The sequence below is a fragment of the Enterobacter sp. genome, from assembly GCF_977039595.1.
This window is the reverse complement of the sequence record NZ_CDRQYH010000011.1, coordinates 47,212-68,275: the sequence shown is the minus strand read 5'-3', so window position 1 is coordinate 68,275 and position 21,064 is coordinate 47,212. Positions and strand designations below refer to the sequence as shown.

Below are 21,064 nucleotides of genomic sequence, written 5' to 3'. Positions count from 1 at the left end.
TTTTCGCTTACTGATCAGGAACCACTATGTCTCAATTCTTTTTTAACCAGCGCGCCAGCCTCGTTAACGACGTGATCGAGGGAACCATTATTGCCAGCCCGTGGAACAACCTCGCCCGCCTGGAGAGCGACCCGGCGATCCGTGTAGTGGTACGCCGCGATCTGAATAAAAACAACGTGGCGGTGATTTCCGGCGGCGGTTCAGGACACGAACCGGCGCACGTCGGCTTTATTGGTAAAGGCATGCTGACCGCCGCGGTCTGCGGCGATCTGTTCGCCTCGCCGAGCGTCGATGCGGTACTCACCGCGATTCAGGCGGTGACCGGCGAGGCGGGCTGTCTGCTGATCGTTAAAAACTACACCGGCGATCGGCTTAACTTCGGCCTCGCGGCGGAGAAAGCGCGCCGTCTTGGCTATAACGTAGAGATGCTGATCGTCGGCGACGATATTTCGCTGCCGGATAACAAACAGCCGCGCGGTATCGCCGGGACTATTCTTGTGCATAAGGTGGCGGGCTATTTCGCCGAGCGCGGCTTCAACCTCGCCACCGTCCTGCGTGAAGCGCAATACGCCGCCAACCATACCGCCAGCATCGGGGTGGCGCTGGCCAGCTGTCACCTGCCGCAGGAAGCGGAAAGCGCGCCGCGCCATCAGCCCGGCCACGCCGAGCTGGGGATGGGCATCCACGGCGAACCGGGAGCCTCGACGATCGCGACCCATAACAGCGCGGAAATCATGCAGATTATGGTAGAGAAGCTGACCGCCGCCCTACCTGAAACCGGCCGCCTGGCGGTGATGCTCAATAATCTCGGCGGCGTGTCGGTGGCCGAGATGGCGATTCTGACCCGCGAGCTGGCCAACACCCCACTCCATGCGCGCGTTGACTGGTTGATTGGCCCGGCTTCGCTGGTAACGGCGCTGGATATGAAAGGCTTCTCGCTGACCACTATCGTGCTGGAAGAGAGCATTGAAAAGGCGCTGCTGTCGGATGTCGAAACCGCCAGTTGGCAGAAGCCGGTGCAGCCGCGGGCTGTTAATATCATGCCGTCCGCGCTCGCCAGCGCACGCGTCGCCTTTACGCCATCGGCCAACCCGCAGGTGGGCGATTACGTGGCGCAGGTGACCAGCACCCTCTCCGGCCTCGAAACCCATCTCAACGCGCTTGACGCCAAAGTGGGCGACGGCGATACCGGCTCCACTTTCGCCGCTGGCGCGCGTGAGATTGCCGCTCTATTGCAACGCCAGCAACTGCCGCTCAATGATTTACCCACGCTGTTCGCGCTAATTGGCGAACGCCTGACGGTGGTGATGGGCGGCTCCAGCGGCGTATTGATGTCGATTTTCTTCACCGCCGCCGGGCAGAAGCTGGAGCAAGGCGCCAGCATGGCGGAAGCGCTGAACGCCGGTCTGGGGCAGATGAAATTTTACGGCGGCGCCGATGAGGGCGACCGGACGATGATTGACGCTCTACAGCCGGCGCTGGCGGCGCTGCTGGCCGAACCGGATAATCTGCAGGCCGCTTTCGCCGCGGCGCAGGCCGGCGCGGATCGCACCTGCCAGTCGAGCAAAGCCGGCGCCGGACGCGCCTCCTATCTCAATAGCGAGAGCCTGCTCGGCAATATGGACCCCGGCGCCCACGCGGTGGCGATGGTGTTTAAGGCGCTGGCGGAACGCTAAGCCTCACCCGGTGGCGCTGCGCTTACCGGGGCGACATAACACCATTGAAAGGTAGCCCGGAGAAGGCGCAACGCGCCGCCATCCGGGTTTACCACACTGCCGATTATTTGCTATGCCAGTACGCCTGCGAACGCACCAGTTGCTGATCGATACTCGGCTCCTCAAAGCGCGCCAGCAGCGATTTCACCACGCCGCCTTCTCCGGTCAGCCAGATAAAATAATCTTCTGACGGCACCTTGACCTGAGCCAGCCGCTCGGCGACGAACGCCGGGTTGTGGCCTACCACCCATTCGATATTAAAGCCGTCGAGATCCGCCAGATAATCTTTATACGAAGCATCCGCGACGGTGACGATGGCCGTCACCTGCGGCGTCACCGGCAGCTGACGTAATCCCAGCAGGCGACGGCGCAGCGCCGGCATGCCCGACTCGTCACAGACATAAAGCTGCCAGGCGTAATCTTCCGGCACCACCAGCGAGCCGCGCGGCCCGCCGATCACCAGCTTATCGCCGATGTTGGCTTCCAGCGCCCAGCGACTGGCAATACCGCCATCGTGGATATAAAAATCGTAAGCCAGCTCGTGGCGTTCGGCATCGTACAGCGGCGTGTAGTCGCGGGTCGCCGGGCGCACGCCCTCGCCCCAGTTAATGCCTTCGTCGGTCACTTCCGGCGGCGTAAATACGCTGCCCGCCTGCGGGAAAAACAGTTTGGTGTGGTCGTCAAAACCTTGTGAAACAAAGCCATCCAGCGCCTCGCCCCCCAGCACGATCCGCTGGAACGCCTGGCCGATACGCTCAACGCGCAGCACGGTTAATTCGCGAAAACGTAGTTCGTTACGCACGCGCTGTGGGTAGCGTGAGGTGTTTTTTGTCATTTTTTCGCCTTCGTGAAGATAATACGATATATCTAAATTTATTTTTAAATGATAATGATTGCTAATCAAAAAGATTGCAAGCACTTTTTTGATATAGTCAGCTTGAGATTAAACAGCTATCAGCAATCCATAAAAACCATTAATAATCATCAAATTAAACAAAAATTATTTTATAGACTTGCAAGTCGATAAACTTTAGATATAAATTAGATATATCTAAATAACATCAGGAGACGATGATGCAAAACCATCATGAAGGTTGCTGTAAACATACAGAGCACCAACACGAAGGCTGCTGCAAGGGTGAAGGACATCACCACGAAAGCCGCCACAGTGAGCACCATGCAGGCTGCTGCAAAAGTGAAGAGCATCGCCACGCAGGCTGTCACCAGGAACATCACCACGAACAGGGTGCGGACGCCGCCACGGTCGCGGCGGAGGTGGTGGTCGTCGCCAGTGCATCTCCGTCACTAACAACGAAGTCGCTGCCGACGAACAGAAAAAATTGCGCGAACAGGGCTTAAGGCCTGGAGATCCTGATTGGGAAAAGTGGGGGATCTGTGATTATATCACCAAACCACGTGTACAAGCTGCTATCACAGGCAAAACGCCGAATGAACAACCGATTAAGGGCAATTATAGGTTTACAGACGAGTTCCCAATGTCTGACGGTTTTGAGGAAAATGCCGAGTTTTTCACTCTGACCTACGAAGCTGAGAAGTCGGTTAGCCACAACTTGGCCTTTGTTCGCATTGCGCCGTTGCTATGGCTACGCGCGGGTGCGCGCGGCGAACGTATTGAAAAAATACCTACTAAAGGATGGGAAGTGACCGATGCGTACGGTCTACTGCTAGATGTAGACCAAGCAACCCCATTCATTGAAGCCATTGATACCGTAGCCCACGGGCACGTAAGGGTGAAACCAGCATCGTGACGCCCAACAGGCTCCAGCGGCAGTTCAACCCGGAAGCACCGGATGAGCGTTGGGTAACGGACATCACCTACATCCGGACTCACGAAGGCTGGCTGTATCTGACTGTTGTTGTTGACCTGTTCTCGCGCAAAGTTATTGGCTGGTCAATGCAGCCCCGGATGACAAAGGATATTGTCCTGAATGCACTTCTGATGGCCGTGTGGCGACGTAATCCTCAAAAGCAGGTGCTGGTTCATTCTGATCAAGGCAGTCAGTACACAAGCTATGAGTGGCAGTCGTTCCTGAAATCACACGGGCTGGAGGGCAGTATGAGCCGTCGCGGTAATTGCCATGATAATGCGGTTGCAGAAAGCTTTTTCCAGTTGTTGAAACGCGAACGGATAAAGAAAAAGATCTACGGAACGCGGGAAGAAGCCCGCAGCGATATTTTTGATTACATCGAAATGTTTTATAACAGTAAGCGTCGGCATGGTTCCAGCGATCAGATGTCACCGACAGAATATGAAAACCAGTATTATCAACGGCTCGGAAGTGTCTAAATTATCCGTGGCGATTCAGCCAGCAGTCGCGCAGCTGCCTCAAGCGCAGAGGATTGAAAAAATCTTCAGATATATATCATCACTCTGAACATACGCAATTAACGGCGGAATCTCACGATTCTACCGTTTTTTATTATTTTTCAGAGGAGTAGTGATGAATAATTCTGAAGGTTTGAAGTCGTTTCAGCAATCGCTTGCTGATCTGCCGCAATGGGTATCAGAGCGGCTTCTGCAGCAAATTAACCAGTTAACTAACTACGAGCCAGTGATCGGCATTATGGGTAAAACCGGTGTTGGGAAGAGCAGTCTGTGCAATGCCCTGTTTGCCGGAGATATATCACCGGTCAGCGATGTGGCGGCCTGTACACGTGAGCCACTGCGCTTTCGCCTGCAAGTCGGCGACCGCTATATAACGCTGATGGATCTGCCCGGCGTGGGCGAAAGTGGCGCTCGCGATACCGAGTATGCTGCGCTGTACCGCGAACAGCTTCCTCGCCTCGACCTGGTACTGTGGCTGATTAAGGCCGATGACCGGGCGCTGACGGTGGATGAACATTTTTATCATCAGGTGATTGGAGAGGTATACCGGCATAAGGTGCTGTTTGTTATCAGCCAGTCGGATAAGGCCGAACCTACCAGCGGTGGGGGACAGTTGTCCACGGCGCAGAAGCAGAATATCAGCCGCAAAATCTGCCTGCTGCATGAGCTGTTCCAGCCCGTCCATCCGGTGTGTGCTGTGTCGGTCCGTCTACAATGGGGGCTTAAGGTGATGGCCGAGCGGATGATTAAGTGCCTGCCACGTGAGGCCACCAGCCCGGTGGTGTCGCAACTCCATCCTTCCTTTCGCACGACGGTAGTCCGGGAACAGGCTCGTAGCGATTTTGGTGAAACCGTCGGGGCCGTACTCGATAGCATCAGTGCCTTTCCCCTGATACCCGCCCCGGTGCGGGCCGTCATTCAGGCCGTGCGCACCACGGTGGTGTCAGTGGCCCGCGCCGTCTGGGATTTCTTCTTCTGAGTATTTAACCCATCCCTGTTACTTCCCTGCCCCTGTCGCCGATGCGACGGGGATCCCTTTTATTTGTTTTCCCGTTATGAGGAGTCTGCTTATGACCCGTCTGGCTTCGCGCTTTGGCGCAGCAAACCTTATCCGTCGCGACCGTCCGTTAACCCGTGAAGAGCTGTTTCGCGTAGTGCCCAGTGTATTCAGTGAGGACAAACACGAGTCCCGTAGTGAGCGTTATACCTATATACCCACCATCTCCCTGCTCGACAGCCTGCAGCGAGAAGGCTTCCAGCCATTCTTTGCCTGTCAGACCCGCGTGCGTGACCCGGATCGTCGTGAACATACAAAGCATATGCTGCGTCTGCGGCGGGAAGGGCAGATCACCGGTAAACAGGTGCCGGAAATTATTCTACTCAACTCTCACGATGGAACCAGTTCGTATCAGATGTTGCCGGGACTATTTCGTGCGGTTTGTCAGAACGGGCTCGTCTGCGGTGAGTCGTTTGGCGAGGTGCGGGTGCCACACAAGGGGGACGTGGTGAGTCAGGTGATTGAAGGCGCGTATGAGGTGCTGGGGATTTTTGACCGGGTGGAGGAGAAACGGGATGCCATGCAGTCGTTGCTGTTGCCACCCCCGGCACAGCAGGCACTGGCAAAAGCCGCCCTCACATACCGCTTTGGTGAAGACCACCAGCCGGTGACTGAATCGCAGATCCTCTCCCCTCGCCGCTGGCAGGATGAGAGCAATGACCTGTGGACCACGTACCAGCGTATTCAGGAGAACCTGATTAAGGGCGGGCTCAGTGGCCGTAATGCCAAAGGAGGACGGTCACATACCCGTGCCGTTCGCGGTATCGACGGGGACGTGAAACTTAACCGGGCACTGTGGGTGATGGCGGAAGCCCTGCTCACGCAACTGCAGTGACCGTTTAATGTTGCTGCTTTGTTAATATCGGACACCACCTGTCCGCATCGCACCGTGCTGACGGTCCTCACTCACCGAGGGAAGGCCTGTAACCCCCGCTGCCTCTGGCTTTTGCAGAAATGAAAAATAGTTTCTGCGGTGTCCATACCCTGTCCGACCCCCTCTTTAAAGTAATCACATCATTTTCAGTCAGTTAACTTTCACGGAGAACGTCTCATGACACAGGCAGAACGCCGCCATGACCGGCTGGCTGTCAGGCTGTCACTGATAATCAGCCGTCTGGTGGCAGGGGAAACGCTGAGTGTGCGTAAGCTTGCCGCTGAGTTTGGTGTGTCGGTGCGCACGCTGCGGCGTGATTTTCGTGAGCGGCTGATGTATCTGGACCTGGAGTATCAGTCCGGATATTGCCGCTTACGCACTGCGGGCAGTGAGACGCAGATGGTGCCCGACGTGCTTATCTTTGCCCACCGCAGCGGGATGGCCGGTCTTTTCCCTGGCTTTGACCGTCGTCTGGTAAACGCACTGCTGATGTGCGATGAGTCTCCCTGCGTAATCGCACCCGCCAGTCCGGCTCCTTCGCCATCAGGCGCATTGTCTTTCTGGCGACTGATTCAGGCCATTACCGGGCGCAGGCGGGTGACGCTGATTGCCGAGGGGCAGCGCTGTGAGCGGCTGGCTCCCTGCCGGTTACTTATCCACCAGCAGGCCTGGTATCTGGTGGCAGAGCACGACGGACATATCGCCGTATTCTCCCTGGATGAAATCCATCTGGTTCAGCCCCTGCAGGAGACTTTCCGGCGTAACGACAGTCTGTGTCGTCTTGTTGAAGACCCGGGCTTTATTCAGTCCTTACCCCATTTTCGCTTTATCCAGCAGTCACTACTTACGTTTGTTCCGGCCAACAGCTCACCAGAATAGCGCAAGCGTTGTTATCAACCCGGCAACAGGGAGGAGCCCTATGCCCGTTATTGCCATTATCGCCATTGTTGTCATCGTCATCATTCTGAACAAAACCGGGGTGTCCGACAGTCTCGCGGCCCTGACCCTTGCCACTGTTGCCGCACTGCTGACAGGAGGTGGCGCAGCCGGTGCTGCCAGTGTCGCGCTGACACCGTTCGTCGGCGTGCCGGTGGGTATTTTCGTGGGCATTTATGTCTTTGCCAAAGTGGTTCGTCTGATTTCAGGAAAAAAATAATGAAACGTAAAACACTGCCTCTGCTGGCGCTGGTTGCCACCACTCTGTTTCTCATCGCATGTGATGACAGAAGTGATGACCTGAAGGCCATCAGTAAATTTAAGGACCTCACCCCACCGCGTTTCAGTGATGTGGTCAGCCACCAGGATGATGTCAGCGAAGAATGGTCACAGGTTGACTACTTATCCGGTCCCACCCTGCAGGTTTTACGTACCCGCCAGTCGCCCGATGGCTGCGAGGATGGCAGTTACTACTACCTCGTGGATATGCAGGAAAAAACCCTCCAGCCACTGATGAATGCGCTGTGTATTGCCGATAACATCAAACTGGAATACCAGGAGGTGACGGACCCGTATACCAAAGAAAAATACTTTGAGTACGCCCATGACGGCAAACTGATGGGGCGACTGCTGATACCCTCAAACCCTGAGAACCAGGAATAAAACAACGACAAAGGAGACAAGAATGACAATACTTTCACTAAGTCGGTTTATGCTGGCGGGTGTACTGCTCGCGAGCTTTAATGCCTCTGCTATCCCGGGGTTCTGGCAGCAGGGTTACGGTCAGGGCAATACGGAATACAGCGTGACCGAAGCCAGCGGAAAGACGTTTACCATCAACTGCACAGGGAACCCGGACCAGAATGGTTTCTATCAGCATTCAGTCTTTCTTACCCTTGCCGATGACAAGATGGTCAGTTCGCACGATGATGGCACCACAGTCACCGTGGTGATGGACCATAAGCAATATGCCATTCCCTCAACCCTTGGCTGGCGTAACGGCGATAACGCCTGGTATGACTTCATTATGGATATCCGTAAGACCGGGCAGTTTGACGTTTACGTCAATGACCGTAAAGCGGGGACTTTCACTGTGGACCTGAAGAACGCAGAGAAAGTTCTGCCCACTCCCGGAGACTGCGGTAACGACTGAAAGCCGTTCCTCCTTACGCAAACCAACCCCGACAGCCATCAGGCTGCCGGGGTTTTCTTTTATCAGGAGCCCGAAAATGTCCCAATCCGTGTTGCTGCCACCGGGGCCTTTCACCCGGAGACAAGCGCAAGCGGTCACTACCACGTACAGCAATATCACACTCGAAGACGACCAGGGCAGTCACTTCCGTCTGGTGGTTCGTGACACTGAAGGCCGGATGGTCTGGCGGGCATGGAACTTTGAGCCGGATGCCGGTGAAGGTCTTAACCGCTATATCCGCACCTCAGGCATCCGTACAGACACGGCCACCCGCTGATCGCGAAGCATTTACCCGCATTCACCTCCCCGAACACACTTTATATCCCCATACGCCAGCCATCGCCGCTGGCGTTTTTATTGACGGAGACATACCCATGACAACACAGACGCAGCACGACCTCGCACCCGCTAACCAACCCGAATTTGAACTGACCGTCACGCCGGTCCCCGATGAACAGCGTATCGATTTCTGGCCACAGTACTTTGGCGCTATCCCGCAGTGGCTACTCCTGGAGCCGCATATCTTCGCCTGGATGGACCGCTTCTGTGAGGGCTACAGCGGTGGTATCTGGTCGTTCTACACCCTCAGCAATGGCGGCGCATTTATGTCCCCCGAGCCTGACAACGATGAGACATGGCGTCTGTTTAACTGCCTGAACGGTAACGATGCCCAAATGAGTGCAGAAGCAGCAGGTATTGCTGTCTGCCTGATTGCGTACAGCCATCACGCCTGTCGCACCCAATGCGATGCCATGACTGAACACTATTACCGCCTGCGGGACTACGCCCTGCAGCATCCAGAGGCCCACGCCATTCTGCGTATTATCGACTGACCGAAGGAGCAACAGATGAAACAGCTTTCCTTTTTACCCGGCGAGATGACGCCACAGGACCGGCGTCTCATTCAGCGGGCGCTCAGGGCTCTGGACCGCCACCTGCATGAGCCCGGCGTAGCCTTCACCTCTACCCACGCCGTACGTGAATGGCTGCGACTGCATATGGCCGCGCTTGAGCGGGAAGAGTTCCGGGTGTTGTATCTGGACAACCAGAATCAGTTGATTGCCCATGAAACGCTCTTCACCGGCACGATTAACCGCACCGAGGTGCATCCCCGGGAGGTGGTCAAACGTGCTCTGCACTTCAACGCGGCGGCGGTGATACTCGCGCATAACCATCCTTCCGGCGAGACGACACCCAGCCAGGCCGACAAAACCCTCACGCAGCGACTGTTTCAGGTGCTTCAGCTGGTGGATATCCGTGTCCCTGACCATCTGATTGTCGGTGGCAGGCAAATCTATTCGTTCGCAGAACACGGTCTGCTTTGAGGTATTACATGAAAATTATCAGTAAACGCCGGGCAATGACGATATACCGCCAGCATCCTGAGTCCCGAATCTTTCGCTACTGCACCGGCAAATACCAGTGGCACGGTAGCGTCTGTCATTACACCGGCAGGGACGTTCCGGATATCACCGGAGTCCTCGCGGTATACGCCGAACGCCGCCAGGACCGTAACGGGCCCTATACCTGCCTGATGAGCATCACCCTGAACTGACAATAAAAGGAGAGCCGCCATGACCCACATCATCTGGGGCCTGCAGCGGAATATCACGCCGCGCCTGGGAGCCCGTCTGGTACAGGAGGGCAACCGACTGCACTACCTGGCTGACCGGGCCAGCATCACCGGTATGTTCAGTGACGTCGAATGCCTGAAGCTGGATGAAACATTCCCGCACTTTATCCGCCAGATGGAATCGATGCTGACCACCGGTGAACTCAGCCCCCAACATGCCCACTGCGTCACCCTGTACCACAACGGTTTTACCTGTGAAGCCGACACCCTTGGCAGTTGCGGCTACGTATACATCGCCATTTACCCCACTCAGCGTTAATTACCTTCACGAGAGCAAACATGAAAACTTTACCTGCAACAACTCTGCGGGTGGTGAAGCCCTGCCTGTCACCCGTGGCTATCTGGAAAATGTTACTGACACGCCTGCTGGAACAGCACTATGGTCTCACCCTCAACGACACACCGTTCAGTAAGGAACGTGTTATACAGGAACATATCGATGCCGGGATCTCGCTGGCTGATGCCGTGAATTTTCTGGTGGAAAAATACGAACTGGTGCGTATCGACAGGAAGGGGTTTAGCTGGCAGGAACAATCCCCTTATCTCCGGGCTGTAGACATTCTGCGAGCACGGCAGGCAACTGGCTTGTTGCGGCAAAGCCGTAAAAATTTGGTACGGTGAATATTACAGGCAGTGCTACTGGCTTTCATCACTATCCGGGGATGCTGGCAGCGAGATGAAGAGGGCAGGGTAGCAATTCCTTACCTGACCCATTACCTGACCCAAATTGCATCCAAAGAAAAAGGAGTTAGACGATTTCTCATCTAACTCCTTGTTTTATCTGGTGGCCCCTGTTGGGTTTGAACCAACGACCAAGCGATTATGAGTCGCCTGCTCTAACCACTGAGCTAAGGGGCCGTGGCGGTGAATTATAAAGTAACTCCCCGCAGCAATCCAGCCATTCGCACCTGCCTGCTGTTTTTATAAACAACGCATAATCAATCCTTTATACTTCCATAACGATGTATCAGCGGGAGTAAAGATGATCAACGATATTCTGGCCCCTGGCCTGCGGGTGGTGTTCTGCGGAATTAACCCGGGCAAGTCCTCGGCGCACACCGGTTTTCACTTCGCCCATCCGGGGAATCGCTTCTGGAAGGTGATTTACCAGGCCGGGTTTACCGACAGGTTACTCAAGCCCGAAGAGGAACAACACCTGCTGGATACGCGCTGCGGAATTACCATGCTGGTCGAGCGTCCGACTGTACAGGCAAGTGAGGTCAACCTCCATGAGCTGCGAAGCGGCGGGCGTGAGCTGGTGAAGAAAATAGAAGACTATCAGCCGGCAGCGCTGGCGATCCTCGGTAAGCAGGCCTACGAGCAGGCTTTCAGCCAGCGCGGGGCTAAGTGGGGTAAGCAGAGCATCATGATTGGCGTTACGCAGGTGTGGGTGTTGCCGAACCCGAGCGGGCTCAACAGGGCGACGCTGGATAAGCTGGTGGAGGCCTACAGGGAGCTTGATGAGGCGCTGATGGTGCGGGGGCTTTAATCCCCTGCTGCCTGATGCTCTCACCCCTGACTTTCTTCCACAGGGAGAGGGAATAAACAAAAAAAGCTCCCCGAAGGGAGCTTTTTCACGGTCAGGACGGATTAGTCGTCCAGGAAGCTACGCAGCACTTCAGAGCGGCTTGGATGACGCAGCTTACGCAGCGCCTTCGCTTCGATCTGACGGATACGTTCGCGGGTAACGTCGAACTGTTTACCCACTTCTTCCAGCGTGTGGTCGGTGTTCATATCGATACCGAAACGCATACGCAGGACTTTCGCTTCACGAGCGGTCAGGCCAGCCAGAACGTCGTGTGTCGCAGCACGCAGGCTCTCGGTGGTGGCAGAGTCCAGCGGCAGCTCGAGGGTGGTATCCTCGATGAAATCACCCAGATGCGAATCTTCATCATCACCGATTGGTGTTTCCATGGAGATTGGCTCTTTGGCGATCTTCAGAACTTTACGGATCTTGTCTTCCGGCATCAGCATGCGCTCGGCCAGCTCTTCCGGCGTCGGCTCGCGGCCCATCTCCTGCAGCATCTGGCGGGAAATACGGTTGAGCTTGTTGATGGTCTCAATCATATGCACCGGAATACGGATGGTACGCGCCTGATCCGCGATAGAGCGGGTGATCGCCTGACGGATCCACCAGGTTGCATAGGTGGAGAACTTGTAACCACGACGGTATTCAAACTTATCTACCGCTTTCATCAGACCGATGTTGCCTTCCTGAATCAGATCCAGGAACTGCAGGCCACGGTTGGTGTATTTCTTGGCGATAGAGATAACCAGACGCAAGTTCGCTTCAACCATCTCTTTCTTCGCACGGCGAGCTTTCGCTTCACCGATGGACATACGACGGTTGATGTCTTTAACCTGCTCGATGGTCAGGCCGGTCTCTTCTTCAATCTGATGCAGTTTCTGCAGGCCGCGATGCACATCGTCCTTCACGTCGTGCAGTTTTTCAGACCACGGCTTGTTCATCGCGATAGCCGCGTTGAACCAGGTTTCGCTGGTTTCGTTACCGGTGAAGAGGGTGATGAAGTTCTTCTTCGGCATTTTGCACTGCTCAACGCACAGCTTCATGATGATGCGTTCCTGGGTGCGTACGCGATCCATCATCACGCGCATGCTGTTTACCAGGTAGTCGAACTGTTTTGGCACCAGGCGGAACTGTTTGAATACTTCAGACAGCTTCAGGATCTCTTCCTGAGCGGCAGCGTGGCTGCGGCCTTTCGCTTTGATGGTGTCACGCGTCACTTCGTACTGGGTACGCAACTCGGCAAACTTCTCGCGCGCCAGCTCCGGGTCGATGCTGTTGTCATCGTCCGCGGTGTCGTCGTCGCTCTCTTCCTCATCTTCGTCTTCGTCATCATCCATCTCTTCCTGAGACAGTTCAGAACCGACGTGAGTGGCGGTAGGCGCCATATCTTCTTCAGCGTTCGGATCGACAAAACCGGTGATCAGGTCAGACAGGCGCGCTTCTTCCGCTTCAACGCGATCGTACTGCTCCAGCAGATAGGTGATCGCTTCCGGGTACTCGGCGACAGAGCACTGAACCTGGTTGATCCCGTCTTCGATGCGTTTTGCGATGTCAATTTCGCCTTCGCGGGTCAACAGTTCAACGGTACCCATTTCGCGCATGTACATGCGGACCGGGTCAGTGGTACGCCCGATTTCAGATTCCACGCTGGACAGTACCTGTGCAGCAGCTTCTTCCGCATCTTCGTCAGTGTTGTTGGAGGTTTCAGCCAGCAACAGATCATCGGCATCCGGTGCTTCTTCCATCACCTGAATGCCCATGTCATTGATCATTTGGATGATGTCTTCGATTTGATCTGAATCGACGATATCTTCCGGCAGATGGTCATTGACCTCGGCATAGGTCAGATAGCCTTGCTCCTTACCACGTTGGACAAGAAGTTTCAGCTGTGACTGCGGGTTTTGCTCCATAAGACGGTATCCACACTTAATTCGTTTGATTGGTGTCGGCGATGGGGCTGCCAACCTTTAAAGCGAGGGCGTACTTATATTTTTGCCGCTGCCTCTCAGTGCGGCTGCCGGGGGCTTCCCGATCGATATTCGGCACTTAAGCCGTTAAATACTTTTGTCTTTGACTTATTTCTTCGCCAGTTCCTGGTTAATCATCCAGAGCTCCCGGCGTTCTTCGCTGCTCAAACCGTGTGTGCGCTCGCGAGCTATCAACTCTTCCTGGCGCAGCTCAAGCATCGAATCAAACATATGGTTGAGTGAGTCGGTGAACGTTTTTTCTGCAATGTCCTTATCTGCTATATCGTCCCACATCGACAATTTTTCAAGGGTAGCGGCCTCTTTTGTGCCGCGATAATGCTCTAAAAGTTGTCCGGTGGTCAGACCTGGCTGAGACAAACACGTGTTGACCAGTTCTGAAAATAAGCCAAGTCCGGGCAATTTTTCGTGGTTCAAACCCGCCAGCGACGGCACCTGCGGCGCAAGCTCGGGGTTTTGGACCAGTAACCCTATCAGTATACGCATGGTTGTGCGTTTTAGCTGAGGCGCGGGGCGAACCGTGCCGTTTTCAGCCTGTTTAGGCATTAAACGTTCAAGCTGGCTGTCATCCAGAATGCCGAGCTTGTTGCCTAACTCCTGACGCAGGTAGATGCGCAGCGTTTCGCCGGGCACCTGACTGATTAACGGCAGCGCCAGCGTGCTGAGCTGCGCGCGCCCGTCAGGGGTACTCAAATCGACCTGCGGCATCAGGCTGTTAAACAAAAACGTGGAGAGCGGCTGAGCCTGCTCCATCCGCGCTTCAAACGCCGCTTTGCCCTCTTTACGCACCAGCGTATCCGGGTCTTCACCGTCGGGCAGGAACATAAAGCGTAGCTGACGCCCGTCGGTCATATAGGGTAGCGCGGTTTCCAGCGCACGCCAGGCGGCGTCGCGTCCTGCACGGTCACCGTCGTAACAGCAGATGACGTTATTGGTCACCCTGAACAGCAGTTGAATATGATCGGCGGTGGTGGACGTACCTAACGACGCAACCGCGTAGTTAATGTCGTACTGCGCCAGCGCAACGACGTCCATATAGCCTTCGACGACCAGAAGACGCGGAGGTTCCGCGTTATCCTGCTGCGCCTCATAAAGACCGTAAAGCTGGCGGCCCTTATGGAAAATATCGGTTTCCGGGGAGTTAAGGTATTTCGGCAGGGCATCACCCAGCACGCGACCACCAAAACCAATTACCCGGCCTCGCTTGTCGCGGATCGGAAACATCACCCGTTCGCGGAAGCGGTCGTAGCTTCGTCCCTGGTCGTTGGTGACCAGCATGCCTGCATCGATGAGAGATTTACGATCTTCGCTATTGCCGCCAAAACGCTTTAACACGTTGTCCCAGCCGGGCGGGGCGTAACCAATAGCGAAACGCGCAATGACATCGTCGCTCAGTCCGCGCTTGTTCAGATACTGACGCGCAGGCTCAGCCGCAGAGTGCTTAAGAGACTGTTGGTAAAACGAATTCAGGCCATCCATCAGTTGATACAGCGTTTGCCGTTGATGGCGCTCGATCTGACTTGGCCCACTGCCTGCTTCATACGGCACTTCAAGGTTATGCATTGCCGCCAGCTCTTCGACGGTTTCAACGAACTCGAGCTTGTCGTAGTTCATTAAAAAATCAACGGCATTACCGTGAGCACCACAGCCGAAGCAATGGTAAAACTGCTTTTCACCGTTTACGGTGAAGGAGGGGGTTTTTTCGTTATGGAACGGACAGCACGCATGGTAATTCTTGCCCTGTTTTTTCAGCTTTACCCGCGCGTCGATGAGATCGACGATGTCGGTTCTGGCAAGCAGGTCATTGATGAAAACGCGTGGGATTCTTCCGGCCATATGCCCCAAAAATTTAAGCGACTTATAAACGAAAACAAGCCGCGCATTCCTTCCGGAAGCACGGCCTTACGACTATTACTCTGTCTGTCAATTGAGGGCTGAGGCCCTCAACCAATTAGTACAGACGAGTACGGCGTGCGTTTTCGCGAGCCAGTTTCTTCGCGTGACGTTTCACAGCGGAAGCTTTAGCGCGCTTACGTTCGGTCGTTGGTTTTTCATAAAACTCACGACGACGAACTTCAGCCAGAACACCTGCTTTCTCGCATGAACGTTTGAAGCGACGCAGTGCTACGTCGAACGGCTCGTTTTCACGTACTTTAATTACCGGCATGTAACTCTCACCTTTAATAAATTCGGTTTGCCGCTGGCATCAACGCCAGCTTATTTCAAAATGGTGCGGAATTTTACTGCAAATGCTGCTGCTTTGTAAAGCACCGATGCGATTTTGAAAGGGACTTTAATAAGGGTGAGGAGTATACACGAGCCTTCTTCCTGGGGCGAACAAAGTTTTACATCAACCCGCCCAGGCTCTACACTGCGCGGTATTGAAACGAGGTAAAACAAGTCATGCGTGTACTGGGTATTGAAACATCCTGCGATGAAACCGGCATCGCCATTTACGACGACGAAAAAGGGCTTCTGGCCAACCAGCTGTATAGTCAGGTGAAATTGCACGCTGACTACGGCGGCGTCGTACCTGAACTGGCCTCTCGTGACCACGTGCGTAAAACGGTTCCCCTGATTCAGGCGGCGCTGAAAGAGGCCGGGTTGAGCTCAACCGATATTGATGCCGTGGCCTATACCGCAGGCCCGGGCCTGGTCGGTGCGCTGCTGGTTGGCGCAACCGTTGGTCGTTCGCTGGCCTTCGCGTGGGACGTGCCGGCCATCCCGGTTCACCATATGGAAGGGCATCTTCTGGCGCCGATGCTGGAAGAGAATCCGCCTGAATTCCCGTTTGTTGCGCTGCTGGTTTCCGGCGGCCATACGCAGCTGATTAGCGTAACGGGCATTGGCAAGTACGAGCTGCTGGGCGAGTCGATCGACGACGCCGCCGGTGAAGCGTTCGATAAAACCGCCAAGCTGCTGGGTCTGGATTACCCGGGCGGCCCGATGCTGTCCAAAATGGCGGCGCAGGGAACGGAAGGGCGCTTTGTCTTCCCGCGTCCGATGACCGACCGTCCGGGGCTGGACTTCAGCTTCTCCGGGCTGAAAACCTTTGCGGCCAACACGATCCGCAATAACGACGACAGCGAGCAAACCCGCGCCGATATCGCCCGCGCGTTCGAAGATGCGGTAGTGGACACGCTGATGATAAAGTGCAAGCGCGCGCTGGATCAGACCGGCTTTAAGCGTCTGGTGATGGCGGGTGGCGTGAGCGCTAACCGCACGCTTCGCGCGAAGCTCGCCGAGATGATGCAAAAGCGTCGCGGGGAAGTGTTCTATGCCCGTCCGGAATTCTGTACCGATAACGGGGCGATGATCGCCTACGCCGGGATGGTGCGCCTTAATGCGCGGGCAACGTCCGACCTGAGCGTGTCCGTGCGTCCGCGCTGGCCGCTGGCGGAACTGCCGGAGGCGTAATCCCTCACCCTAACCCTCTCCCACAGGGAGAGGGGATCGTTTGACTACACCCGCAACATCCCTTTCTCTTCCAGAAATGCAATAATCGTCGCAAGACCGTCACCCGCCTTCAGGTTGGTAAAGGTCCATGGACGCTCGCCGCGCATGCGGTTGGTATCGCGCTCCATCACCTCCAGCGAGGCACCCACGTACGGCGCGAGATCGGTTTTGTTGATGACCAGAAAATCAGATTTTGTGATCCCCGGCCCGCCCTTGCGCGGGATTTTTTCCCCTTCGGCCACGTCGATCACGTAAATGGTCAGATCCGCCAGCTCAGGGCTGAACGTCGCGCTAAGGTTGTCTCCGCCGCTTTCAACGAAGATCAGGTCCAGATTGCCGAACTTCTCGCTCAACGCTTCCACCGCCGCCAGGTTCATCGAAGCATCTTCCCGGATAGCGGTATGCGGGCAGCCGCCCGTCTCCACGCCCACGATGCGCTCTGGCTCCAGCGCGCCCGCTTCGGTCAGGATGCGCTGATCCTCTTTGGTGTAGATATCGTTGGTGACCACCGCAAGATGATAGGTATCGCGCATCGCCTTGCAGAGCGCTTCCAGCAGCGCGGTTTTGCCCGACCCTACCGGGCCGCCCACGCCCACGCGCAGGGGATGTTTGTAATCAGCCATGTTGACTCCTCAGGAACGGAATAGTCGTGAATATTGGGTTTCGTGGCGCGCCGAGGCGATGGCGGACAGCGGCGTTGCTGCCCCCAGCGCGTCGTCGCGACGTAAAAATGCCTGTTCAAAACCTGCGGCGTAGTGGTCGCTCAGTTCGATAATCAGCTGCTGCGCGGCCTGTTGCCCAAACGGCACCAGCTTGACGCCCGCCATGACCGCGCTCTCCATCCAGCTGTAGCCCAGACTCAGCGCCAGTTCGCGCGCGCTAATGCCCCAGCGAACGCCGAGCCAGGCCATGCCGCAGAGCTGGCTTTGCATAAACAGCGGCAGCCATTCGGGCGGACAGTCAGGTTCCCAGCTCTTAATCAGCCGCGTAAAGGCCGCCCCGCGGTTGCGCTCTTCTTCTCGTAGCTCGCGCGTTTCCCGACAGGCGAGCAGGTATGCCGTCCAGCGTTTTGCATTTGTAAGCGAGCGTTGCTCACAGGCCTGATAAATACGGATAAACAGCGGCAGGTCGACGCAGAAAAAGCTCTGCTCCATCTGCTGGATTTGCCAGCGTTTAAAGGCGTTGGCGTCCGTGACCCAGCCCGCCTCAACGGCCCACTCCAGCCCCTGTGACCAGGTAAACGACCCGACCGGCAGGCTGCTGCTGGAGAGCTGCATCAGGCGCAGCAACTGGCGGGAATGATCCATCAGCTCATCAGTGCCAGCAGGGCGGAGACGATCAGCCCGCCGCCGAAGGTTTTACGCAGGCCGTCGTGACGGCGCAGCAGCAGCCCTGCGGCAAAGCTGGCGCACAGCACCGTGGCGCTGGCGAGCATAAAGCCGCTGGTGAAGAGCCAGAAGCTGTGGCCGGACATCTCCACGCCGTGCGCCCAGCCGTGGAACATCGCCAGGGCAGGCACTGCCAGCAGCAAGCGATTTTCAGTTTTAAACATCATCACGCCGCAGACCGCCAGCGAGGCGATAATCAGCATCTCCATGCCGCTGAAGCCGCCGAGCAGGCTGCCCGCAATAGCGCCAACGAGCATCATGCCGAGGGTGGCAAACGGCAGCAGGAGCTTGCGGCCGCTCAGTGCCGAGAGCACGCCTGCACCCGCCAGCATCAGCAGGTGATCGAGTCCGGTCAGCGGATGGAGAAAACCGGCCTGGAAGCTGTCGGCGCCGTGGGCGGGATGCGCGAGCGCGGGAACGGAAAAAGCCAGCAGTAACAGAGGGAGTAACTTGCGCATGATTAATCCTTAATGTGAATGAGCGTGAGAATGGCCGTGGCTGTGGGCATCGCTGGTGTAAGCGCCCGCTTCCGGTTCAAACGGCAGGCTGGCGTAGGTCACGTCCAGCCCGAACTGGCGCAGCATGTCGTCGAGAACGTGATCGTGGTGATAGCGCAGCTCGCCGGGCATAACCTGCAGCGGCACGTGGCGGTTGCCCAGGTGGTAGCAGGCGCGGGCGAGCAGGAACGGATCGGCACAGCGCACCACGGAAACCGACTCCGGAGCGGCGATCACTTCAATCACCTCGCTGCCGTCGTCGGTGGTCAGCAGGTCGCCCCCGCGCAGCAGCAGGCCGCGCGGCAGCATCAACCCGGCTTCACGACCGTCGTTAAGCGCCACGCGGGCGCGGCTTTTCACCCGCACGTCAATCGGCAGCGTGACGCTGGCGGTAGTCGGGTGCGCGTGGTCCAGACGTTGGGTCAAATAAATCATCATCACTCCTTAAAACAGGAAATAGCGTTGCGCCATCGGCAGAACGTCAGCCGGTTCGCTGGTAATCAGTTCGCCGTCGACGCGCACCTCGTAGGTTTGCGAGTCGACGGTGATATTGGGCTGCAGGCTGTTGTGGATCATGTCGGCCTTTTTCACCGTCCGGCAGCCTTTTACCACCGCCGTGGCGCTCTGCAGGCTGAGCTGCTGCGGGATGCCGTTCTCACTGGCGGCCTGCGAGATAAACGTCAGCCGGGTGGCGTGGCGCGCGGCGCCCAACGCGCCAAACATCGGGCGGTAATGCACCGGCTGCGGCGTGGGGATCGAGGCGTTGATATCGCCCATCGGCGCGCAGGCGATCATCCCGCCCTTGACGATGGCGGCGGGTTTGACGCCGAAGAACGCCGGGGACCAGACCACCAGATCCGCCAGCTTGCCCGCCTCAATCGAACCGATCTCATGGGCGATACCGTGGGTCAGCGCCGGGTTTATGGTGTATTTGGCGACGTAGCGCTTCACGCGGAAGTTGTCGTTATCGCCGGTCTCTTCCGGCAGCTCGCCGCGCTGGATCTTCATGCGGTGCGCAACCTGCCAGGTACGGATAATCACTTCCCCGACGCGGCCCATGGCCTGCGAGTCTGACGAGGTTAGCGAGAACGCGCCGATATCGTGCAGGACATCTTCGGCAGCGATGGTCTCCCGGCGAATGCGGGATTCGGCAAACGCTACGTCCTCGGCGATATCCGGATCGAGGTGATGGCAAACCATCAGCATGTCGAGATGCTCGTCGATGGTATTCACCGTGTAGGGCAGAGTCGGGTTGGTGGAGGAGGGCAGAATATTCGGGTGCGCGCAGGCGGTGATGATATCCGGCGCGTGGCCGCCGCCTGCGCCTTCGGTATGGAAAGTGTGGATGGTGCGCCCTGCGATGGCCGCCAGCGTGTCTTCGACAAACCCGGACTCGTTCAGCGTGTCGCTGTGCAGCGCCACCTGAATATCCATCTCTTCGGCCACCTCCAGCGAGCAGTTGATCGCCGCAGGCGTCGCGCCCCAGTCTTCGTGGATCTTCAGCCCGATAGCGCCGGCGGCAATCTGCTCGCGCAGGGCGTCCGGGTTGGAGCCGTTACCTTTGCCGAGCAGGCCGATATTCACCGGCAGCGTATCCGCAGCCTGCAGCATGCGGGCGATATACCACGGCCCCGGCGTGCAGGTGGTGGCGTTGGTGCCCGCTGCGGGGCCGGTGCCGCCGCCGATCATGGTCGTGACGCCGGAGACCAGCGCCTCTTCCGCCTGCTGCGGGCAGATCCAGTGGATGTGGGTGTCGATCCCGCCCGCGGTGACGATCTTCCCCTCGGCGGCAATCACTTCCGTTGCCGCGCCAATCGGGATCGTCACGCCGGGCTGAATGTCCGGATTACCGGCTTTGCCGACGGCGAAGATCCGCCCGTTCTTTACGCCGATATCGGCTTTTACGATCCCCCAGTGATCGACGATCAGCGCGTTGGTGAGAACCAGATCCACGCAGTCGTCTGCGGTCATCTGCCCCTGACCCATGCCGTCGCGGATCACCTTTCCGCCGCCGAATTTGACCTCTTCGCCGTAGACCGTGAGATCGTCTTCCACTTCGATCCACAGCTCGCTGTCGGCCAGCCGCACTTTATCGCCGGTGGTGGGGCCGAACATATCGGCATATGCCCGGCGTGAAATCTCAGCCATGTTTCACCTCGCCCATCACCTCGCCGCGAAAGCCGAAAATGCGCTGCGCGCCCGTGACCTGAACCAGCGTCACCTCACGCTTCTGGCCGGGCTCGAAGCGCACGGCGGTGCCCGCCGGGATATTCAGCCGGTAGCCTTTGGTGGCTTCCCGCTCGAACTTCAGGGCCGGGTTGACCTCGTAAAAGTGGTAATGCGATCCGACCTGGATCGGCCTGTCGCCGTGATTTTCGACAACCACGCTTTGGATTTCACGCCCGACGTTGATCGCAATCGTTCCGGGCTGGATCTGGTATTCACCTGGGATCATC

General features: G+C 56.9%; 26 protein-coding genes, 1 tRNA gene and 2 pseudogenes. 18 read left to right on the top strand and 11 right to left on the bottom strand.

Features of this window, described 5'->3' with window-relative positions:
• Window positions 1-26 precede the first annotated feature (26 nt).
• Window positions 27-1,676 (top strand): glycerone kinase, encoded by a 1,650-nt coding sequence (locus tag ACWYRJ_RS05825; RefSeq protein WP_007372177.1) that lies wholly within the window; start codon window positions 27-29, stop codon window positions 1,674-1,676.
• Between the two features lie 103 nt (window positions 1,677-1,779).
• On the opposite strand, the gene ACWYRJ_RS05820 is transcribed toward ACWYRJ_RS05825, so the two are convergent.
• Complete coding sequence (locus ACWYRJ_RS05820) at window positions 1,780-2,550, bottom strand: siderophore-interacting protein (protein WP_007372176.1); 771 nt, start codon at window positions 2,548-2,550, stop codon at window positions 1,780-1,782.
• Window positions 2,551-2,789: 239 nt separating this feature from the next.
• Here ACWYRJ_RS05820 and ACWYRJ_RS05815 point away from each other — a divergent pair.
• The 15 genes and pseudogenes from ACWYRJ_RS05815 to ACWYRJ_RS05745 form a co-directional block, all read left to right on the top strand.
• Window positions 2,790-3,007 (top strand): annotated as a pseudogene (locus ACWYRJ_RS05815) (PadR family transcriptional regulator); the annotation flags it as partial.
• 48 nt (window positions 3,008-3,055) lie between these two features.
• On the top strand, window positions 3,056-3,484 hold the full coding sequence (locus ACWYRJ_RS05810; RefSeq protein WP_032638336.1) for a hypothetical protein: 429 nt from the start codon (window positions 3,056-3,058) through the stop codon (window positions 3,482-3,484).
• Window positions 3,442-4,023, top strand: a pseudogene (locus ACWYRJ_RS05805) (IS3 family transposase); the annotation flags it as partial. The gene ACWYRJ_RS05810 and the pseudogene ACWYRJ_RS05805, both read left to right, overlap by 43 nt.
• Window positions 4,024-4,177: 154 nt before the next feature.
• Window positions 4,178-5,041, top strand: a complete 864-nt coding sequence (locus tag ACWYRJ_RS05800) for a GTPase family protein (RefSeq protein WP_001065553.1) — start codon at window positions 4,178-4,180, stop codon at window positions 5,039-5,041.
• 91 nt (window positions 5,042-5,132) lie between these two features.
• On the top strand, window positions 5,133-5,954 hold the full coding sequence (locus ACWYRJ_RS05795; RefSeq protein WP_455507555.1) for a DUF932 domain-containing protein: 822 nt from the start codon (window positions 5,133-5,135) through the stop codon (window positions 5,952-5,954).
• A 216-nt stretch (window positions 5,955-6,170) separates the two neighbouring features.
• Window positions 6,171-6,872: a DeoR family transcriptional regulator gene (locus ACWYRJ_RS05790; RefSeq protein WP_006812588.1), complete on the top strand. Its 702-nt coding sequence runs from the start codon at window positions 6,171-6,173 to the stop codon at window positions 6,870-6,872.
• 40 nt (window positions 6,873-6,912) lie between these two features.
• Complete coding sequence (gene ypjK, locus ACWYRJ_RS05785; RefSeq protein ID WP_001144031.1) at window positions 6,913-7,149, top strand: protein YpjK; 237 nt, start codon at window positions 6,913-6,915, stop codon at window positions 7,147-7,149.
• Window positions 7,149-7,592, top strand: a complete 444-nt coding sequence (locus ACWYRJ_RS05780; protein WP_455507554.1) for a YfjS/YafY family lipoprotein — start codon at window positions 7,149-7,151, stop codon at window positions 7,590-7,592. The genes ypjK and ACWYRJ_RS05780 overlap by 1 nt, the downstream gene beginning before the upstream one ends.
• A gap of 22 nt (window positions 7,593-7,614) precedes the next feature.
• Window positions 7,615-8,082 carry a protein YkfB gene (gene ykfB / locus ACWYRJ_RS05775; protein ID WP_455507553.1) on the top strand — a complete coding sequence of 156 codons (468 nt, stop codon included), beginning with the start codon at window positions 7,615-7,617 and terminating at the stop codon, window positions 8,080-8,082.
• A gap of 76 nt (window positions 8,083-8,158) precedes the next feature.
• Window positions 8,159-8,398 carry a DUF905 domain-containing protein gene (locus ACWYRJ_RS05770; RefSeq protein WP_063199992.1) on the top strand — a complete coding sequence of 80 codons (240 nt, stop codon included), beginning with the start codon at window positions 8,159-8,161 and terminating at the stop codon, window positions 8,396-8,398.
• A gap of 97 nt (window positions 8,399-8,495) precedes the next feature.
• Window positions 8,496-8,954, top strand: a complete 459-nt coding sequence (locus ACWYRJ_RS05765; RefSeq protein WP_151331197.1) for an antirestriction protein — start codon at window positions 8,496-8,498, stop codon at window positions 8,952-8,954.
• 15 nt (window positions 8,955-8,969) lie between these two features.
• Window positions 8,970-9,446 carry a JAB domain-containing protein gene (locus tag ACWYRJ_RS05760; protein ID WP_023336794.1) on the top strand — a complete coding sequence of 159 codons (477 nt, stop codon included), beginning with the start codon at window positions 8,970-8,972 and terminating at the stop codon, window positions 9,444-9,446.
• Between the two features lie 8 nt (window positions 9,447-9,454).
• Entirely contained in the window at window positions 9,455-9,676 is a 222-nt protein-coding gene (locus ACWYRJ_RS05755; RefSeq protein WP_106929599.1) for a DUF987 domain-containing protein, read from the top strand.
• Between the two features lie 19 nt (window positions 9,677-9,695).
• A complete protein-coding gene (locus ACWYRJ_RS05750; RefSeq protein WP_455507552.1) occupies window positions 9,696-10,013 on the top strand; it encodes a type IV toxin-antitoxin system YeeU family antitoxin in 318 nt (105 codons plus the stop codon).
• Between the two features lie 20 nt (window positions 10,014-10,033).
• Complete coding sequence (locus ACWYRJ_RS05745) at window positions 10,034-10,375, top strand: TA system toxin CbtA family protein (protein ID WP_045268641.1); 342 nt, start codon at window positions 10,034-10,036, stop codon at window positions 10,373-10,375.
• A gap of 161 nt (window positions 10,376-10,536) precedes the next feature.
• Here the strand turns inward: ACWYRJ_RS05745 and ACWYRJ_RS05740 are convergent.
• A tRNA-Ile gene (locus ACWYRJ_RS05740) sits at window positions 10,537-10,612 on the bottom strand.
• Window positions 10,613-10,736: 124 nt separating this feature from the next.
• Here ACWYRJ_RS05740 and mug point away from each other — a divergent pair.
• Complete coding sequence (mug, locus tag ACWYRJ_RS05735; protein ID WP_008503183.1) at window positions 10,737-11,243, top strand: G/U mismatch-specific DNA glycosylase; 507 nt, start codon at window positions 10,737-10,739, stop codon at window positions 11,241-11,243.
• Between the two features lie 101 nt (window positions 11,244-11,344).
• Here mug and rpoD read toward each other — a convergent pair whose 3' ends face one another.
• The 3 genes from rpoD to rpsU all read right to left on the bottom strand — a co-directional run bounded on the left by rpoD (window position 11,345) and on the right by rpsU (window position 15,434).
• Window positions 11,345-13,192 (bottom strand): RNA polymerase sigma factor RpoD, encoded by a 1,848-nt coding sequence (gene rpoD, locus ACWYRJ_RS05730; protein WP_023309228.1) that lies wholly within the window; start codon window positions 13,190-13,192, stop codon window positions 11,345-11,347.
• Window positions 13,193-13,357: 165 nt separating this feature from the next.
• Window positions 13,358-15,103: a DNA primase gene (dnaG, locus tag ACWYRJ_RS05725; protein WP_003862574.1), complete on the bottom strand. Its 1,746-nt coding sequence runs from the start codon at window positions 15,101-15,103 to the stop codon at window positions 13,358-13,360.
• Between the two features lie 115 nt (window positions 15,104-15,218).
• On the bottom strand, window positions 15,219-15,434 hold the full coding sequence (gene rpsU / locus ACWYRJ_RS05720; RefSeq protein WP_001144069.1) for a 30S ribosomal protein S21: 216 nt from the start codon (window positions 15,432-15,434) through the stop codon (window positions 15,219-15,221).
• Between the two features lie 236 nt (window positions 15,435-15,670).
• Between rpsU and tsaD the strand changes: the two genes are divergently transcribed.
• Window positions 15,671-16,684 carry a tRNA (adenosine(37)-N6)-threonylcarbamoyltransferase complex transferase subunit TsaD gene (tsaD, locus tag ACWYRJ_RS05715; protein WP_455507551.1) on the top strand — a complete coding sequence of 338 codons (1,014 nt, stop codon included), beginning with the start codon at window positions 15,671-15,673 and terminating at the stop codon, window positions 16,682-16,684.
• Window positions 16,685-16,728: 44 nt separating this feature from the next.
• On the opposite strand, the gene ureG is transcribed toward tsaD, so the two are convergent.
• From ureG to ACWYRJ_RS05685, 6 genes are read right to left on the bottom strand one after another with little or no spacing between them, the layout of a single operon-like run.
• Window positions 16,729-17,346 carry an urease accessory protein UreG gene (ureG, locus tag ACWYRJ_RS05710; protein ID WP_014071813.1) on the bottom strand — a complete coding sequence of 206 codons (618 nt, stop codon included), beginning with the start codon at window positions 17,344-17,346 and terminating at the stop codon, window positions 16,729-16,731.
• A 9-nt stretch (window positions 17,347-17,355) separates the two neighbouring features.
• On the bottom strand, window positions 17,356-18,030 hold the full coding sequence (locus tag ACWYRJ_RS05705; protein WP_455507550.1) for an urease accessory protein UreF: 675 nt from the start codon (window positions 18,028-18,030) through the stop codon (window positions 17,356-17,358).
• Entirely contained in the window at window positions 18,030-18,569 is a 540-nt protein-coding gene (locus tag ACWYRJ_RS05700; RefSeq protein ID WP_455507549.1) for a HupE/UreJ family protein, read from the bottom strand. Before ACWYRJ_RS05700 ends, ACWYRJ_RS05705 begins: the two co-directional genes overlap by 1 nt.
• 9 nt (window positions 18,570-18,578) lie before the next feature.
• Complete coding sequence (gene ureE, locus ACWYRJ_RS05695; RefSeq protein ID WP_455507556.1) at window positions 18,579-19,043, bottom strand: urease accessory protein UreE; 465 nt, start codon at window positions 19,041-19,043, stop codon at window positions 18,579-18,581.
• 9 nt (window positions 19,044-19,052) lie between these two features.
• A complete protein-coding gene (gene ureC / locus ACWYRJ_RS05690) occupies window positions 19,053-20,756 on the bottom strand; it encodes an urease subunit alpha (protein ID WP_455507548.1) in 1,704 nt (567 codons plus the stop codon).
• A complete protein-coding gene (locus tag ACWYRJ_RS05685) occupies window positions 20,749-21,063 on the bottom strand; it encodes an urease subunit beta (RefSeq protein WP_455507547.1) in 315 nt (104 codons plus the stop codon). The genes ureC and ACWYRJ_RS05685 overlap by 8 nt, the downstream gene beginning before the upstream one ends.
• Window position 21,064: the final 1 nt, after the last annotated feature.